General features: G+C 66.2%; 13 protein-coding genes and 1 other RNA gene. 7 read left to right on the plus strand and 7 right to left on the minus strand.

The window, feature by feature from the left end:
• Nucleotides 1–16: 16 nt before the first annotated feature.
• Genes BM345_RS07260 through gyrA form a run of 6 tightly spaced genes read right to left on the minus strand, consistent with a single transcriptional unit; the run spans nt 17 to nt 8432 of the window.
• Complete coding sequence (locus BM345_RS07260; RefSeq protein ID WP_093377196.1) at nt 17–2050, minus strand: bifunctional 3-phosphoshikimate 1-carboxyvinyltransferase/cytidylate kinase; 2034 nt, start codon at nt 2048–2050, stop codon at nt 17–19.
• A gap of 13 nt (nt 2051–2063) precedes the next feature.
• On the minus strand, nt 2064–2948 hold the full coding sequence (locus BM345_RS07265; protein WP_093377198.1) for a prephenate dehydrogenase: 885 nt from the start codon (nt 2946–2948) through the stop codon (nt 2064–2066).
• A gap of 12 nt (nt 2949–2960) precedes the next feature.
• A complete protein-coding gene (gene pheA, locus BM345_RS07270; protein WP_093377200.1) occupies nt 2961–4079 on the minus strand; it encodes a prephenate dehydratase in 1119 nt (372 codons plus the stop codon).
• A gap of 5 nt (nt 4080–4084) precedes the next feature.
• A complete protein-coding gene (gene serC, locus BM345_RS07275) occupies nt 4085–5152 on the minus strand; it encodes a 3-phosphoserine/phosphohydroxythreonine transaminase (protein ID WP_254789638.1) in 1068 nt (355 codons plus the stop codon).
• 53 nt (nt 5153–5205) lie between these two features.
• Nucleotides 5206–5793 carry a DUF2059 domain-containing protein gene (locus BM345_RS07280; RefSeq protein WP_093377205.1) on the minus strand — a complete coding sequence of 196 codons (588 nt, stop codon included), beginning with the start codon at nt 5791–5793 and terminating at the stop codon, nt 5206–5208.
• The gene (gene gyrA / locus BM345_RS07285; RefSeq protein ID WP_093377207.1) at nt 5790–8432 is read right to left on the minus strand and encodes a DNA gyrase subunit A; all 2643 of its coding nucleotides are present in this window, start codon (nt 8430–8432) and stop codon (nt 5790–5792) included. The genes BM345_RS07280 and gyrA overlap by 4 nt, the downstream gene beginning before the upstream one ends.
• Before the next feature lie 225 nt (nt 8433–8657).
• Between gyrA and ompA the strand changes: the two genes are divergently transcribed.
• The 4 genes from ompA (at nt 8658) to ssrA (ending at nt 11254) form a co-directional block, all read left to right on the plus strand.
• Entirely contained in the window at nt 8658–9308 is a 651-nt protein-coding gene (gene ompA, locus BM345_RS07290) for an outer membrane protein OmpA (protein WP_093377210.1), read from the plus strand.
• Between the two features lie 110 nt (nt 9309–9418).
• Nucleotides 9419–10147: a bifunctional 2-polyprenyl-6-hydroxyphenol methylase/3-demethylubiquinol 3-O-methyltransferase UbiG gene (gene ubiG / locus BM345_RS07295; protein WP_093377212.1), complete on the plus strand. Its 729-nt coding sequence runs from the start codon at nt 9419–9421 to the stop codon at nt 10145–10147.
• The gene (locus tag BM345_RS07300) at nt 10144–10854 is read left to right on the plus strand and encodes an HAD-IA family hydrolase (RefSeq protein ID WP_093377216.1); all 711 of its coding nucleotides are present in this window, start codon (nt 10144–10146) and stop codon (nt 10852–10854) included. Before ubiG ends, BM345_RS07300 begins: the two co-directional genes overlap by 4 nt.
• A gap of 13 nt (nt 10855–10867) precedes the next feature.
• Nucleotides 10868–11254, plus strand: a transfer-messenger RNA (tmRNA) gene (gene ssrA / locus BM345_RS07305).
• Nucleotides 11255–11372: 118 nt separating this feature from the next.
• Here ssrA and BM345_RS07310 read toward each other — a convergent pair.
• Nucleotides 11373–11816, minus strand: coding sequence for a RidA family protein (locus tag BM345_RS07310; RefSeq protein WP_093377218.1), 444 nt, complete (start codon nt 11814–11816; stop codon nt 11373–11375).
• A gap of 192 nt (nt 11817–12008) precedes the next feature.
• Between BM345_RS07310 and BM345_RS07315 the strand changes: the two genes are divergently transcribed.
• The 3 genes from BM345_RS07315 (at nt 12009) to ggt (ending at nt 16223) form a co-directional block, all read left to right on the plus strand.
• Complete coding sequence (locus BM345_RS07315) at nt 12009–12707, plus strand: TetR/AcrR family transcriptional regulator C-terminal domain-containing protein (protein ID WP_093377220.1); 699 nt, start codon at nt 12009–12011, stop codon at nt 12705–12707.
• Between the two features lie 130 nt (nt 12708–12837).
• Complete coding sequence (locus tag BM345_RS07320; RefSeq protein ID WP_093377222.1) at nt 12838–14436, plus strand: methyltransferase regulatory domain-containing protein; 1599 nt, start codon at nt 12838–12840, stop codon at nt 14434–14436.
• Between the two features lie 53 nt (nt 14437–14489).
• Nucleotides 14490–16223, plus strand: coding sequence for a gamma-glutamyltransferase (ggt, locus tag BM345_RS07325; RefSeq protein ID WP_093377225.1), 1734 nt, complete (start codon nt 14490–14492; stop codon nt 16221–16223).

Raw genomic sequence — 16223 nt, forward strand, 5'->3', positions numbered from 1 at the left:
TTCTCAAGACGCCTTGCTACCTGGCTGGTGGCGAGGCCGCCCCGAAAGGCTGCGCTTGCTGCCACCAGTCCAGCACCTGATCGACCGATTGCGAAACCGTCTGATCGGAGTTGTCCAGGAGGCGAGCATCCTGCGCCGGTTTCAAGGGAGCCGTGCTGCGGGACATGTCCCGGGCATCACGCGCCTCCAGATCCTGGCGAAGACTGTCGAGTGTAACGGAAATTCCCTTAGAAATCAATTGCTTATACCGCCGCTCGGCGCGATGGGCAGCGCTGGCGGTCAGGAAGACCTTCAGGGGCGCGTCGGGGAAGATCACCGTGCCCATGTCGCGACCGTCGGCCACCAGGCCGGGCAGGCGGCGCAGGCGCTTCTGCAGCTCGACCAAGGCCTGGCGCACTGCCGGCAGCGCGGATACACGGGAAGCGTCCATGCCGGCCGCCTCGCTGCGGATGGCCTCGGTGACGTCCTCGTCGCCCAGCATGACCCGGCCGGTGGAGAAGTCCAGCGGCAACTCGCGGGCAATTGCGGCGATGCGGGCCTCGTTTTCGGGCGTCGCCTCGAGGCCGGCGCGGCGCATGGCCAGGCCGGTGACCCGGTACAGCGCGCCCGAGTCCAGGTAGTGGTAGCCCAGGCGGTTGGCCACTTCCAGCGCCAGCGTGCCCTTGCCCGAGGCGGTGGGTCCGTCGATGCAGATCACCGGCACGATGCCCGGCTCGCTCACCGCGAACAGGGTCTCGAAGTAGTCGGGGAAGGTCTTGGCCACGCACTTCGGATCGAGGATGCGCACCGGAAGTCGGTCCGGGTTGAAGGCAGCCAGCGAGAAGCACATGGCCACCCGGTGGTCGTCGTAGGTGCGGATGCTGGCGGCCTTCCAGCGGCCGGCGGGCAGGGGCTGGATGCGGATGAAGTCGGAGCCCGTTTCCACCTGCGCCCCGAGCTTGCGCAGCTCGTTGGCCATGGCGTCGATGCGGTCGGTTTCCTTCACCCGCCAGCTGGCGATGTTGGTGAGCTGGCTGGGACCATCGGCGTACAGGGCCATCACCGCCAGCGTCATGGCGGCATCCGGGATGTGGTTGGCATCCAGGTCGATGGCGCGCAGCGGCCAGGCGCCGCGCGAGATCTGCAGCCAGTTGGGGCCGCTTTCCACCCTGGCGCCCATGGCCTGCGCCGCCTCGACGAAGCGGATGTCGCCCTGGATGGAGTCGGCACCGACGCCCTCGATGCGGATGCCTGCCGGCTGCCCCTCGACGGGCGCGGCAATGGCGCCCAGCGCAATGAAGTAGCTGGCCGAGGAGGCGTCGGACTCGATGTGGATGCTGCCCGGCGAGCGGTAGCGGCTGCCGGCCGGGATGACGAAGCGGCGCCATTCCTCGCGCCGCACCTGGATGCCGAAGCGCGCGAGCAGGTTCAGCGTGATCTCGATGTAGGGCTTGGAGATCAACTCGCCGATCACGTCGATGGTGATGTCCTGGCGCGCGCAGGCCAGCGGCAGGGCCAGCAGCAGGGCGGTGAGGAACTGGCTGGAGACGTCGCCGCGCACGCGGATCGGGGTGTCCAGACGCAGCGAATCGAGCGACACCGGGTGGATCTGCAACGGCGGGTAACCGGGGTTGCCCAGGTAGTCGATGTCGCAGCCCAGGCCGACCAGCGCGTCCACCAGGTCGCCGATGGGGCGCTCGTGCATGCGGGGCACGCCGCTGAGCTTGAACTCGCCGCCCAGCAGGCTCAGTGCCGCGGTAAGAGGGCGCATGGCGGTGCCGGCGTTGCCCAGGAAAAGCTCGGCCTTGCGCGCGCCGTCCTTCAGCTGCCCGCCCAGGCCGGTGATGCGCGTGAGGCCCGACTCCTGCTCGACGCCGCAACCCAGTTGGCCGAGCGCAGCCAGCATCACGCGGGTGTCGTCGGAGTCCAGCAGGTCGTGCACCTCGGTCGTGCCCTCGGCCAGGGCGGCGAGCAGCAGCACGCGGTTGGAAATGCTCTTGGAGCCGGGCAGACGGACCGTGCCGCCGGCGCCACGCAGCGCGGGAAGGTCGAGAAAGACGGTGTCGTACATGGAGGGGCGCCCTTCAGGCGTCCAGCGATTCGGTGCTGCTGCCCAGCTTCCACTGGCCGCGCAGCACACTGGCTTCGGTGATGGCCTGTTCCAGGTCGGTGAGGTTGCCGGTGCGCATCATGGTCTCCAGCTCTTCCAGCGCCTTGCGGAAGTGCTGCGACTGGCGCAGCACCTGCTCGCGGTTGGCCAGCAGCACGTCGCGCCACAGGGTGGGCTCGCCGGCGGCGATGCGGGTGAAGTCGCGGAAGCCCGGGCCCGCCAGGTCCATGAAGGCCTGGCCGTCGGGCTGGGAGGTGATGCCGTTCATGTAGGCGAAGGCCAGCAGGTGCGGCAGGTGGCTCACGGCGGCAAAGGCGCTGTCGTGGGCCTGGTGCGTCATCTGGCTCACATGGGCGCCGATGGCCGTCCAGACCTGGGTGGCCCGCTGCACGTTGGAGCGCAGCGTCGCCTTGACGGGGGTGAGCACCACCTGGCGCCCGGTGAACAGGTCGGCCTCGGCGTGCTCGATGCCGGCCACTTCCTTGCCCGCGATGGGGTGCGCGGGCACGAAGGTCTTGAGCTTGCCCTCCAGGCCCAGCTGCGCGGCCTCGATCACGTCGCTCTTGGTCGAGCCCACGTCCATCACCAGCGTCTCGGCGCCGATGCCGTGGCGGATGGCCTTGAAGGTGGCTTCCGAGGCGGCCACCGGCACCGCCAGCAGCACCAGGTCGGCGCCCGACACGGCCAGCAGCGCCGACGGCGCGGCCACGTCGATCACGCCCAGTTGCTTGGCGCGCTCGGTGGTGGAGGGCGACTTGCTGTAGCCGACCACGCGCTTGACCAGCTTGGCGCGCTTGAGCGCCAGGGCGAAGGAGCCGCCCATCAAACCGCAGCCGATGAGTCCCAGTTGTTCGAACATCGTGCCGGAACCCTAGGCCTTGACCGGGTAGGCGCCGAGCACCTTGTAGAAGGCGCACAGCTGGCGCAGCTCCGACAGCGCAGCCGCCACGTGGGGTTGCGAGGGATGGCCGTCCAGGTCGATGTAGAAGTAGTACTCCCACTGTCCGGTTCGCGCCGGGCGCGATTCGAAGCGGGTCATGGAGACATTGTTGGTCTTCAGCGGCACCAGCAGGTCGTGCACAGCGCCCGGCCGGTTGGGCACCGACAGCACAAGGCTCGTGCAGTCATGGCCCGAGGCCGGCGGCATGGCCAGCGTGGCAGGTAGCGTGATGATGGCGAAACGGGTGCGGTTGTACGCGTCGTCCTGGATGGCGTGGGCCACGATGTGCAGGCCGTACTGCGTGGCGGCACGCTCGCTGGCCAGGCCGGCCCAGGCCGGATTGGTGGCGGCGAGGCGGGCGCCCTCGGCATTGCTGGAGACCGCGCGGCGCTCGGCATGCGGCAGGTGCTTGGACAGCCAGGCCTGGCACTGGGCCAGCGCCTGCGGATGGGCCAGCACGGCCTCGATGCCGTCCAGCGAATTTTCCTTGCGCAGCACGTTGTGGCGGATCAGGAGGCCCACCTCGCCCACGATGTGCGTGGGCGTGTGCAGGAACATGTCCAGAGAGCGCGTGACCACGCCCTCGTTGGAGTTCTCCACGCCGACCACGCCGTACTGGGCGCTGCCGCTGGCGGTGGCATGGAAGACCTCGTCGAAGCTGGCGCAGTAGATCAGGTCGGCGGCGCCGCCGAAGTACTCGATGGCGGCCTGCTCGCAGAAGGTGCCCTCGGGGCCCAGCACCGCCACGCGCTGAGGCGATTCGAGCGACAGGCAGGCCGACATGATCTCGCGCCAGATGGCCGAGATGTGCGCGTTCTTCAACGGGCCAGGATTGCTCTGCGTCATCTTCTCGATGACCTGGGCCACGCGGTCGGGGCGGAAGTAGGGCGTGCCCTCCCGCTTCTTCACTTCGCCGACCAGCTCAGCCACGTGGGCGCGGTCGTTCAGCAGCTTGAGCAACTGCTTGTCCAGCGAGTCGATCTGCACGCGCAGATCGGCCAGGCTGGAAGAAGGATCGGAAGGAGGAGTGGGCGCGTCGGGGGAAGTCATGCGGTTCAAGCGTTCAGGCGCTCGAATTCTCGCATGTACCCCACCAGGGCCTGCACGCCTGCCAAAGGCATGGCGTTGTAGATGCTCGCGCGCATGCCGCCCACGGACTTGTGGCCCTTGAGCTGCAGCAGCCCGGCTTCGCGCGCGCCGGCCAGGAAGGCCTCGTTGCGGCTTTCGTCTGCCAGGAAGAAGGGCACGTTCATGCGCGAGCGGCACTCGGGCGCCACCTTGTTCGCATAGAAGGGCGAGGCATCGACGAAGTCGTACAGCAGCTTCGCCTTGGCGACGTTGCGCGCCTCCATGGCAGCCACGCCGCTCAGCCCGCCTTCGGTCTGCTCGAGCAGCCACTGGAAGGTGAGCCCGGCCACGTAGATGGCCCAGGTGGGCGGCGTGTTGTACATCGACTGGTTGTCGGCCACCGTGCGGTAGTTGAAGGCGCTCGGGCAGATCTCCAGGGCGTGGCCCAGCAGGTCGTCGCGCACCACCACCAGCGTGAGGCCGGCCGGCCCGATGTTCTTCTGCGCGCCGCCGAAGGCCAGGCCCACGCGACTCCAGTCGACAGGCCGCGAGGCGACGTGCGAGGAGAAGTCGATCACCAGCGGCGCCGAACTGCCCATGGCCGCCAGGTCGGGCAGCTCCTGGAACTCGACGCCGTGGATGGTCTCGTTGGAACAGAGGTGAACGTACGAGGCGCCTTCGCTCAGCTGCCAGCTGGCGGCGTCCGGCAGCCGGGTGTGGCCGCTGTCAGCATTGCTGGCCGCCACGTGCGGGGTGCAGTAGCGCTGCGCTTCCTTCAGCGACTTCTGGCTCCAGGAGCCGGAGACGACGAAGTCGACCGTCTTGCCGCGCGACAGGTTGAGCGGAACGATGGCGTTCTCGCCCAGCCCGCCGCCCTGCATGAACAGCACATGGAATTGCGAGGGAATGGCCAGCAGCTGGCGAAGGTCGGCTTCGGCCTTGGCCAGGATGACGCCGAACTCCTTGCCGCGATGGCTCATCTCCATCACGCCCATGCCGCTGCCCTGCCAATTCAGCATCTCGGCGGCGGCGCGTTCGAGCACCGCTTCCGGCATGGCGGCCGGGCCGGCAGAGAAGTTGTACGGGCGCGGGCCCTGGGCCGCCGCGCTCACTTCTTGGCGGGCGCCTTGGCCGGTGCGTTGCCGGACTGGGCCGGTGCGGCGCCGGCGGTGGGCGCGCCCAGGGCCTTGGCCACGCTGGCGTCGAGCGCGCGGATCTTGGGCTCGATGGAGGCACGGGTGTCCTCGACCACCTTCTTGGTCAGGGCGGTCTGCATCTGCGGGTTCATGTCCTGGTACTTCTTGGCCAGGGGCGAGCTGATCCAGGCGACCAGCTGCTTGAGTTCTTCTTCGGTGAAGTTCTGCTCCAGGATCGGGCCCAGGGTGGTGGGGGCCACGGCCAGGGCCTTGTCGCGCACCAGCGGGAAGGATTCGTCGAAGTACTTCTTGAGTTCTGCGTCGGCAGCCTTGGCCGCGGCTTCGCGCTTCTCGGCCGGCACCTGCGTCTGCAGGTAGCCCGAGCCTGCCTGGGCGATCGGGTCGCTCGCCTGCTGGACCAGTGCGCGCGCCAGTGCCTCGATGCCGGGACGTTGGAGGTCGACGAACTGCTTGACCAGCGCGGCCTTGCCGTCTTGTGCCCAGCTGAAGGACGAAGCGGTGAGGGCTACAGCGAGCACGGCAAGTTTGATCTTTTTCACTGAGGGTTCTCCGTAGAAGTTGAAGTGTCGTCGCCACCTGTTTCGGTGTCGCCGTTGGCGTCGTTCTCGACAATGCGTTGCAGGCCACTGAGCTTCGAGCCTTCGTCCAGGCCGATCAGCGTCACGCCCTGCGTGGCCCGGCCGAGCTCGCGGATTTCGGCAACCCGCGTGCGGACGAGCACGCCCTTGTCGGTGATCAGCATGATCTCGTCGTCCGCATGCACCAGGGTGGCCGCAACGACCTTGCCGTTGCGCTCACTCTGTTGAATCGCAATCATGCCCTTGGTTCCGCGGCCATGTCGGGTGTACTCGGTAATATTTGTGCGTTTCCCGAAGCCGTTCTCGGTGGCCGTGAGAACGCTCTGCTGCTCGTCCTCGGCCACCAGCATGGCGATCACGCGCTGGCCTTCTTCCAGCGTCATGCCCTTTACGCCACGCGCATTGCGGCCCATGGGGCGCACGTCGTTCTCGTCGAAGCGCACCGCCTTGCCGCCGTCGGAAAACAGCATCACGTCGTGCTTGCCGTCCGTCAGTGCGGCGCCGACAAGGAAGTCGCCATCGTCCAGGTCCACGGCAATGATGCCGGCCTTGCGCGGGTTGCTGAATTCATCCAGGGCGGTCTTCTTCACCGTGCCCATCGAGGTGGACATGAAGACGAACTGGTCTTCCGGGAAGGTGCGCTTGTCGCCCGTGAGCGGCAGCACCACGTTGATCTTCTCGCCTTCCTGCAGCGGGAACATGTTGACGATGGGGCGTCCGCGCGAGCCGCGCGAGCCGGCCGGCACTTCCCAGACCTTGAGCCAGTAGAGCCGGCCGCGGTTGGAGAAGCACAGGATGTAGTCGTGCGTGTTGGCGATGAAGAGCTGGTCGATCCAGTCGTCTTCCTTGGTCGCCGTGGCCTGCTTGCCGCGCCCGCCGCGCTTCTGCGCGCGGTATTCGCCCAGCGGCTGGCTCTTGATGTAGCCGCTGTGCGAGAGCGTCACCACCATGTCGGTGGGCGTGATCAGGTCTTCGGTCGAGAGGTCGAAGGCGCTGTGCTCGACCTGGCTGCGGCGTGCGCCCAGCTTGGTGTTGCCGAACTCCTGCTTGAGCTGGGTGAGTTCGTCGCTGATGATGGTGGACACGCGTCCCGGCTTGGCCAGGATGTCGAGCAGGTCCTCGATCTCGGACATGACGTCCTTGTATTCGGCGACGATCTTGTCCTGCTCCAGGCCCGTGAGGCGTTGCAGGCGCATCTGCAGGATTTCCTGGGCCTGCGTGTCCGACAGCCGGTACAGGCCGTTGTCGCCCATGCCGAATTCCTTCTCGAGGCCTTCGGGGCGGTAGTCGTCGGCGTTGACCGTGCCGCCGTCGGCGCGGGTGCGGGTGAGCATCTCGCGCACCAGCTTGCTGTCCCAGCTGCGGGCCATCAGCTCGGCTTTCGCCACGGGCGGCGTCGGCGCGTTGCGGATGATGGCGATGAAGTCGTCGATGTTGGCCAGCGCGACGGCCAGGCCTTCGAGCACGTGGCCGCGGTCGCGGGCCTTGCGCAGGTTGTACACGGTGCGCCGCGTGACCACTTCGCGGCGGTGCTGCAGGAACACCTGGACCAGGTCCTTGAGGTTGCACAGCTTCGGCTGGCCGTCCACCAGGGCGACCATGTTGATGCCGAAGGTGTCCTGCATCTGCGTCTGCTTGTACAGGTTGTTGAGCACCACCTCGGGCACTTCGCCGCGCTTGAGCTCGATCACCAGGCGCATGCCGGACTTGTCCGATTCGTCCTGGATGTGGCTGATGCCCTCGAGCTTCTTCTCGCGCCACAGCTCGGCCATGCGCTCCTGCAGCGTCTTCTTGTTGACCTGGTAGGGCAGCTCGTCGACCACGATGGCCTGGCGCTGGCCGCGGTCGATGTCCTCGAAGTGCACCTTGGCGCGCATCACGACCTTGCCCCGGCCGGTGCGGTAGCCGTCCTTGATGCCGTTGATGCCGTAGATGATGCCGGCGGTGGGGAAATCGGGCGCAGGAACGATTTCCATCAACTCGTCAATGGTGGCTTGCGGATTGGCCAGCAAATGCAGGCAGGCATCCACCACTTCGCCCAGGTTGTGCGGCGGAATATTGGTGGCCATGCCCACCGCAATACCGCCCGAGCCATTGACCAGAAGATTGGGAAGGCGGCTGGGCAATACCAGCGGTTCTTTTTCGCTGCCGTCGTAATTCGGCCCGAAATCGACGGTTTCCTTGTCGATATCCGCCAGCATTTCATGCGCGATCTTGGCCAGGCGGATTTCCGTGTATCGCATCGCAGCGGCGTTGTCGCCGTCGACCGAGCCGAAATTGCCTTGGCCGTCAACCAGCATATGCCGCATGGAAAAATCCTGCGCCATCCGCACGATGGTGTCGTATACCGACTGGTCCCCGTGCGGGTGGTACTTGCCGATGACGTCTCCGACGATACGCGCCGACTTCTTGTAGGGGCGGTTCCAGTCGTTGTTGAGCTCGTGCATGGCGAACAGCACGCGCCGGTGCACCGGCTTGAGGCCGTCTCGGGCGTCGGGAAGTGCACGGCCCACGATCACGCTCATCGCGTAATCGAGGTAGCTGCGGCGCATCTCCTCTTCGAGGCTGATGGGTAGAGTTTCTTTGGCGAACGAGGTCATGAAGAGGAGTGCCGGCGGCGAGGACCCGAAATTTTACGCCCTCGGCGGTGTAGCAGCGCCGCAACACATGGGCCGTATTCGGCGTCCGAGCGGCGATTGGGGCCCCGTATCCGGCCTGTTTGCTAAAGACCCTATGGCACAATCGTCTCAGCGTTTTGGGTGGTGGTCACTTAAAGCGTCCTTGTTTCGCAGCGCGGCTGCGGCTTTTTCCCCAAGAGGAGAACCATGAAGAAACTGAATAAAGTGGCGATGATGTTTGCAGTCGCTGCGCTCGCCACTGCCGCAGGCGCGCAGACCCGTGTCACCGCCGCGGACGGCGGTCCGACCGTTGACAACTGGCAGAACGGCACCGGCGAACTGGTTTGGAAGAACGGCACCAACGAACTGTGCTGGCGCGATGCCACCTGGACGCCTGCTACGGCCGCTGTGGGTTGCGATGGCGCACTGGTTCCCGCCTCCGCTCCCGCTCCGACCCCGGCGCCCCCGGCTGCCGCGGCTCCCCCGGTCGCGCCCATCGCTTCGAAGGTGACCTTCGCTGCTGATGCCTTCTTCGACTTCGACAAGTACGTCCTGAAGCCCGAAGGCCGCGCCAAGCTGGATGACCTGGTCAACAAGATCCGTGGCATCAACCTCGAAGTGATCATCGCCGTCGGCCATACCGACTCGATCGGTACCGTCGAGTACAACCAGAAGCTGTCGGTGCGCCGCGCTGAAGCCGTGAAGGCCTATCTGGTCAGCAAGGGCATCGAACGCAACCGCGTCTACACCGAAGGCAAGGGCAAGAGCCAACCTATCGCGGACAACCGCACCAAGGAAGGCCGCGCCAAGAACCGTCGCGTGGAAATCGAAGTGGTTGGCACGCAAGCCACCAAGTAATCCCGCAAGGAATTACGACCAACCCCGCTTCGGCGGGGTTTTTTGTTCTTGGGGCCTCGCTACAAGCGGGGCCTTTTTCTTGGCATTCGCGCCAGATTCATAATCTCGCAATGAGCAGCAATAACGTGAACGCGGATCCGGCCGAATTGGCCAAATTCTCCGAACTCGCCCATCGCTGGTGGGATATGGAAAGCGAGTTTCGGCCCTTGCACGAAATCAATCCGTTGCGCCTGGAATGGATCGATGGCCTGGCGCCTCTGTCCGGCCACCGGGCGCTGGATGTGGGTTGCGGCGGCGGGATCCTGGCCGACTCGATGGCCCGCAAGGGCGCGCAGGTGCTCGGCATCGACCTGGCCGACAAGGCGCTCAAGGTGGCGCAGCTTCATGCGCTGGAAGCCGGCACGAAGAACATCAAGTACCGCCATGTGGCCGTGGAAGACCTGGCGGCCGAGGAACCGGCCAGTTTCGACGTCGTCACCTGCATGGAAATGCTGGAGCATGTGCCCGACCCCGCCTCGGTGGTGCAGGCCTGCGCCAGGCTGGTCAAGCCGGGCGGCTGGGTCTTCTTCTCGACCATCCACCGCAACTTCAAGTCCTTCCTCCTCGCCATCGTGGGCGCGGAGTACGTGATGGGCATGCTGCCCAAGGGCACGCACGAATACCGCAAGCTGATCCGCCCGAGCGAACTGGCCGGCTTCTGCCGCGCGGCCGGACTGGACCTGCGCCACACCCGCGGCATGGAATACAACCCGCTCACGCGGCGCTACTGGCTCAGCGGCAACACCAGCGTCAACTACATGTTCGCGACGCAGCGGCCGGTGGAGGCCTCGAAGGCATGAGCGCTGCACCCTCCTTCGACGCCGTGCTGTTCGACCTGGACGGCACCTTGATCGACAGTGCGCCCGACCTGGGCGCTGCCGCCGACAAGATGCGCACCGATCGCGGCATGGAAGCGTTTCCGCTGGACCGCTACCGTCCCATGGCCGGGTCCGGGGCGCGCGGCATGCTGGGCGTGGCTTTCGGCATGACGCCGGACCATCCGGACTTTCCCACGTTGCGCGAGGAGTTCTTCGTCAATTACGAGCAGGCCATGACGGTGCGCACCCGTGCATTCGACGGCGTGCCGGAAATGCTGGCACAGCTGCAAGGCTGGGGCATCCGCTGGGGCGTGGTCACCAACAAGTCGGTACGCTTTGCCGCGCCGCTCACTGCGGCCATGCCCTTGTTCGCCACTTCCGGCGCGCTGGTTTGCGGCGACACCACGCCCTTTTCCAAGCCGCATCCGGAGCCATTGCTGGAGGCCGCGCGCCGCCTGGGCGTAGCGCCGCAGCGCTGCCTGTTCGTGGGCGATGACGAGCGCGACGTGATGGCCGGGCGAGCCGCCGGCATGCGCACCGTGGCCGCCGTCTACGGCTACCTTGGCGACCGCGCCGACACCACGCAGTGGGAGGCCGATGCCAGCATCGACAGCCCAGGGGCGCTCTTGACCCTGATCGAATCCGCGAATTCCGACGGCGCCCTCTTTAAATCTGCGCTGAAGGCCTAAAATGCAGTTTCCTGGGGCTGCATTGGTTTCGACGTGGGTTCGGAATCGCAGCGGGGCATGTCGAGCTGAATGCGCTCGTAAAACAGATTCAAACAAACTAACTGCAAACGACGAACGTTTCGCACTCGCTGCTTAATAACCAGTGAGCCTTGCAACAGTTGGCCGATGGGCTGGGCAAGGGGGCACTAGAGCAATCTGGCGCCTCCCGGCTGCAAGGTAATCTACATGGGCTGGCTTCGATCCGGGTACCTTGGGTCGGGGCGAGAAAATAGGGTGCTGGCGGCCGGTGTAGCGTGCGACTGCGCGACACCGGTGGCGAGATCCAAATCAGATCGCTAAACATGTAGAACTGCGCGAAGAAGGCTTGCGGACGGGGGTTCGAATCCCCCCAGCTCCACCACTTTTCCGGCTGTCCGCCCTCTCGCCGAGGGGTGGACACGCTATGGCCCGCCCCAGTTGGCGGTGAACCTCCCTGATTACAAAGCGGCAGTAGCGGCCTGCGCGGCCGCGACGTGCCGTTATGCCAGGACGACGATGGCGTCGACCTCGAACAGCATGGGGTCGATCGCAAGCTTGGGCACCGGAATGAGTGTCTGGGCGGGCAGTGCGTCGCCGAACATTTCCTTGACGGTCTGCGCCAGGACCGCCAGCTTCGACATGTCGTGATTGACCACGAAGATGCTGAGCTTGGCAACCTGGTCGGGCCTGGCGCCCAGCGCATCGAGCGCGGTGCGCAGATTGGCGTACGCCTGCCTTACCTGATCGGCGAAGTCGGGCGACAAGGCTCCCCGGCTGTCCTGGCCGCCTTGCCCCGAGATATAGGCCGTTCTGGCTCCGCGTGGCGTGACGACGGCTGTGGTGTATCCATTTGGGGTTGGATCGTAGAGCTTGTCGGGGTTGACGTAAGTCAGCGTGAGATGAGTCTCTTTTGCGGTCGGCACAGTGGAAATTTCGTTGTTCATGATGTTCAGCCCTCCGATGGCTTTGCTTGATTGCGCTTGATGAGTTCCCTTGACTTGAGGCCCGATTTGGATGCGCCGCAAGTGACTCGTACGATGTACGAGTCGACTATCGTACAATGTACGACAACCAAGGGCAAGGCTCGAAGCCCCGGGCCGGCTGACAAAATGCACGTCCCAGCAGCAAGGAAGACGATGGCAGGCAAGCGCACCGGTGCCCAGGGCAAAGAATCTCGAAGGACGGGCGGTCCGGCCCACGCCGTGGAAGCGCCGCGCACTGAGTCACCTCTGTCCAAGGAAAGCATCGTTGCCGCCGCGATCGAACTGCTGGACGAGCACGGCGTCGCCGGGTTGACGATGCGTCGGCTCGCCGATCGCGTGGGCGCGGGTGTAATGAGCATGTATTGGCACGTCGACAACAAGGAAGATGTTCTCGATCTGGCGCTGGATGCGGTGCTGGCACATCGCGGACCACTACAGATCGCCGAGTCCCGGGACTGGCGCGGCGAAGTCGTTCGCATGCTCGAAGACTGGCGCGCCGGCATGCTGCGACATCCCTGGTCGGCCTCGCTGCTGTTGCGCCGAGCGCTGGGTCCGAACATCCTTGTGCGGCTTGAACTGTTGGGCCGGACCTTGTCCAGCGCCGGCGTGGCAGCCGTGGACCTGAATGTCGCGATCTGGTCGCTCTGGAACTACGTCATGGGTGCGACCGTCACCCGGGCGAACTTCGACTTCGTGGACCGCGACGGCGCGGCCGCGCGGCAGCGATTGGCGAGCCTCAGGGAGCACTACCCCACCATCGAGCGCTCGGGCCTGTTGCGGGATGACGATTGGGAAGGCGCGTTCAGCAGGGGCCTTGACTTCCTGCTCGACGGTCTCGTCCCGAAACGGTGAAGCCGTTGCGCGCGGCTGTTTCGCATGGGCAAGCCGCCAATTCAATGAAGGACTTTCATTCGGCGATGCACGATCGGCGCGCAAGCCCACACGTATAGTGGCGAGCCACCCGTCCAAGGCCCAAGCCACCATGCCGGATTCCGTCACCACCCCGCCCAGCAACTACTACGACCAGGTGCCTTACGAGTCGCACCCGTTTCCGCAGACGGCGGCGGAGCACCTGGAGGCCATCGCCTTCCTGTTCGGGCTGGAGGCGCCCCCGCCGGCCACCGCCCGGGTGCTCGAACTGGGCTGTGCCTCGGGCGGCAACCTGATTCCCTTTGCCGCGCGACATCCGGGCGCTGCGGTGGTCGGGGTGGACTTGTCGGCCGGCCAGGTCCGCACGGGCCAGGATGCGGTGGAGCGCGCCGGCGTCACGAACCTGCGGCTGCGCCACCAGGACATCACCGGAATCGACGAGTCTTTCGGCCAGTTCGACTACATCATCTGCCACGGCGTCTACAGCTGGGTTCCGCCCGCGGTGCAGGAGGCCATCCTGCGGGTGTGCTCGCGCAACTTGGCGCCACAGGGCGTCGCCTACGTGAGCTACAACGTCTACCCGGGCTGGAAGTCGCGCGAGATCGTGCGCGACGCCATGATCCTGCGCGGCTCGCCGCGCGGTGAGCCGGACGAGAAGCTGTCCTACGCACGCGGCATGTTGGAGTTTCTCGACCAGTCGGCCCGGCCGGGCAGCGTGCTCAAGTCCACGCTGGACGAGATGCTCCCGGTGGTGCGCACGGCCAGTCCCTCCTACCTCATGCACGAGTTCCTCGAGCCGCACAACGCGCCCTGCTACTTCAAGGAGTTCGTGGCGCGCGCAGGCAACGCGGGCCTGGCGTACTTCGCCGACGCGGAGCCGGCCACGATGTTCGTGCAGAACTATGGCGAGCAGGTGCGCGGTCCCCTGCTGCGCGAATGCGGCGGCAGCCAGCAGATGATGGAGCAGTACCTGGATTTCCTGGTCAACCGCAGCTTCCGGCAAAGCCTGCTGGTTCGGCAGGAGCGTGCCTCGCAGATCCGCTACCGGCTCGACCCCGATCGCCTTCGTCAACTGGAGTACGCCGGCGTCTTCTTCGCCGAAGACGGCGGCGCGCTCACGCTCGACGCCCGCGAGCAGCCCTGCCATGCGCTGCGCAACCTGAAGGTCACGCTGCGCCTGCCAGTGCACAAGGCGGTGGCGCTGGTGCTGGACGAGCGCTATCCGGCTTCGGTGACGGTGGACGCCCTGGTCCAGGCGGTGGCCGATCGCACCGGCGAGCCGCGCGCCACGGTCGATGCCTTCGTGATGGCCATGCTCGAGGAACTGCTGATCCTGGGCGCGGTGCGCATCCGTCGTGCGCCGGCGGATGCGGCGGTGCACGTGCCCGAGCTTCCGCGCGCGCTGGCCTCGGTGCGCAGCGCGCCCGATCTGGCGCTCAGCGCCGGCGCGCAGGCCTACGCGTGCAATCAGTGGCACGAACAGGTGCCGCTGTCGGTCATCGAGCGCTGCCTGCTGCCGCTGCTCGATGGCGAGCATTCGCACGAGGCGCTGGCCGAGTTCCTGGCCGGCGAGGCCCGGGCCGAGCGATTGCGATTCATCAAGGACGAGCAGCCTCTCACCGAGGAAGAGGCGCTGCGCGACTTCACCCGGCAGCAGGTGGCCCTGGCACTCAAGGACCTGAGGCGCAAGGGACTGTTGACCGCTGCCTGACCACGGCGGCGTTTTTTTCATCCAAGTCAAAGAACGACATCAGGAGAGATCAGATGAGAGCTATGCAACCCCGACTTCGTACCGTCCTGGGCGCGGTCCTGGCCCTGACGGCCCTCGGCGGCGCACAGGCGGCCTCGCGCGCACCCGTCGCCTCGGAGAACGGCATGGTCGTGAGCGCGCAGCACCTAGCCAGCAAGGTGGGCGTGGACGTCCTCAAGCGCGGCGGCAACGCGGTGGACGCCGCGGTCGCCGTGGGCTATGCGCTGGCAGTGGTCTATCCGGCGGCCGGCAACCTGGGCGGCGGCGGCTTCATGACCATCCAGCTGGCCGACGGGCGCAAGACCTTCCTGGACTTCCGCGAGAAAGCGCCGCTGGCGGCCACGGCCGACATGTACCTGGACAAGGACGGCAACGTCATCAAGGGCGCCTCCACCAAGGGGCACCTGGCGGTGGGCGTGCCCGGCAGCGTGTCGGGCATGGAGTACGCCCGCGAGAAGTACGGCACGATGAAGCGCGCGCAGCTGCTGGCGCCTTCGGTGCAACTGGCCGAGAAGGGCTTCGTGCTGGAGCAGGGCGACATCGAACTGCTGCTCACCGCCACCAAGGACTTCGGCGAAGACCCGGCCACCGCCGCCATCTTCCTGAACAAGGCCGGCCAGCCCTACAAGGCTGGCGACCGCCTGGTGCAACGGGACCTGGCGCGCACGCTGCGCGAGGTCAGCAACAAGGGCACCGACGGCTTCTACAAGGGCTGGGTGGCCAAGGCCATCGCCGATTCGAGCAAGGCCGGCAAGGGCATCATCACCACGGAAGACCTGGCGCAGTACCAGACGCGCGAACTTCCCCCGGTGGAATGCGACTACCGCGGCTACCGCGTGGTGTCGGCGCCGCCGCCGAGTTCGGGTGGAGTGGTCATCTGCGAAATGCTCAACATCCTGGAAGGCTACCCGCTCAAGGACCTGGGCTGGAACTCGGCGCAGAGCGCGCACTACATGATCGAGTCCATGCGCCACGCCTACGTGGACCGCAACAGCTACCTGGGCGATCCGGACTTCGTGAAGAACCCGCTGGACCGGCTGCTCGACAAGGGCTACGCCGAGAAGGTCCGCGCGGTGATCGACCCCAAGAAGGCGGGCGTGTCCAAGGACATCAAGCCGGGCGTGGCGCCGCATGAGGGCAGCAACACCACCCACTACTCGATCGCCGACAAGTACGGCAATGCGGTGTCGGTTACCTACACGCTGAACGACTGGTTCGGCGCCAAGGTCACGGCCGCGAAGACGGGCGTGCTGCTCAACGACGAGATGGACGACTTCACCGCCAAGATCGGCGTGCCCAACCTGTACGGCCTGGTGCAGGGCGAGGCCAACAAGATCGAGCCCGGCAAGCGCCCGCTGTCGTCGATGAGCCCGACCATCCTCTCCAAGGACGGCAAGCCGGTGATGGTGGTGGGCACGCCCGGGGGCAGCCGGATCATCACGGCGGTGCTGCAGACCATGGTCAACGCCATCGACTACGGCATGACGGTGCAGGAAGCCGTGGATGCGCCGCGCTTCCACCAGCAGTGGCTGCCCGACGTGACCAACGTCGAGACCTTCGCCTTCTCGGCCGACACCCGCAAGATCCTGGTGGACATGGGCCACAACCTGGGCGCGCCGCAGCCGGCCAACCACCTGGCGGCCATCATCGTGGGTGCGCCTTCGCTGGGCGGCAAGCCGGTGGCCAACAACCGCTTCTACGGCGCCAACGACCCGCGCCGCAATACGGGGCTGGCACTGGGCTACTGA

It is taken from the genome of Variovorax sp. OV329 (genome assembly GCF_900114785.1).
Taxonomy (GTDB): Bacteria; Pseudomonadota; Gammaproteobacteria; order Burkholderiales; family Burkholderiaceae_C; genus Variovorax.

Excerpts from the sequence above, each read along its gene's own strand:
- ggt (WP_093377225.1), top strand. The coding sequence starts at position 14,490 with ATGAGAGCTATGCAACCCCGACTTCGTACCGTCCTGGGCGCGGTCCTG.
- gyrA (WP_093377207.1), bottom strand. The coding sequence starts at position 8,432 with ATGACCTCGTTCGCCAAAGAAACTCTACCCATCAGCCTCGAAGAGGAG.
- BM345_RS07300 (WP_093377216.1), top strand. The coding sequence starts at position 10,144 with ATGAGCGCTGCACCCTCCTTCGACGCCGTGCTGTTCGACCTGGACGGC.
- BM345_RS07315 (WP_093377220.1), top strand. The coding sequence starts at position 12,009 with ATGGCAGGCAAGCGCACCGGTGCCCAGGGCAAAGAATCTCGAAGGACG.
- BM345_RS07320 (WP_093377222.1), top strand. The coding sequence starts at position 12,838 with ATGCCGGATTCCGTCACCACCCCGCCCAGCAACTACTACGACCAGGTG.
- BM345_RS07260 (WP_093377196.1), bottom strand. The coding sequence starts at position 2,050 with ATGTACGACACCGTCTTTCTCGACCTTCCCGCGCTGCGTGGCGCCGGC.
- serC (WP_254789638.1), bottom strand. The coding sequence starts at position 5,152 with ATGCCGGAAGCGGTGCTCGAACGCGCCGCCGCCGAGATGCTGAATTGG.
- pheA (WP_093377200.1), bottom strand. The coding sequence starts at position 4,079 with ATGACTTCCCCCGACGCGCCCACTCCTCCTTCCGATCCTTCTTCCAGC.
- ubiG (WP_093377212.1), top strand. The coding sequence starts at position 9,419 with ATGAGCAGCAATAACGTGAACGCGGATCCGGCCGAATTGGCCAAATTC.
- BM345_RS07265 (WP_093377198.1), bottom strand. The coding sequence starts at position 2,948 with ATGTTCGAACAACTGGGACTCATCGGCTGCGGTTTGATGGGCGGCTCC.
- ompA (WP_093377210.1), top strand. The coding sequence starts at position 8,658 with ATGAAGAAACTGAATAAAGTGGCGATGATGTTTGCAGTCGCTGCGCTC.
- BM345_RS07310 (WP_093377218.1), bottom strand. The coding sequence starts at position 11,816 with ATGAACAACGAAATTTCCACTGTGCCGACCGCAAAAGAGACTCATCTC.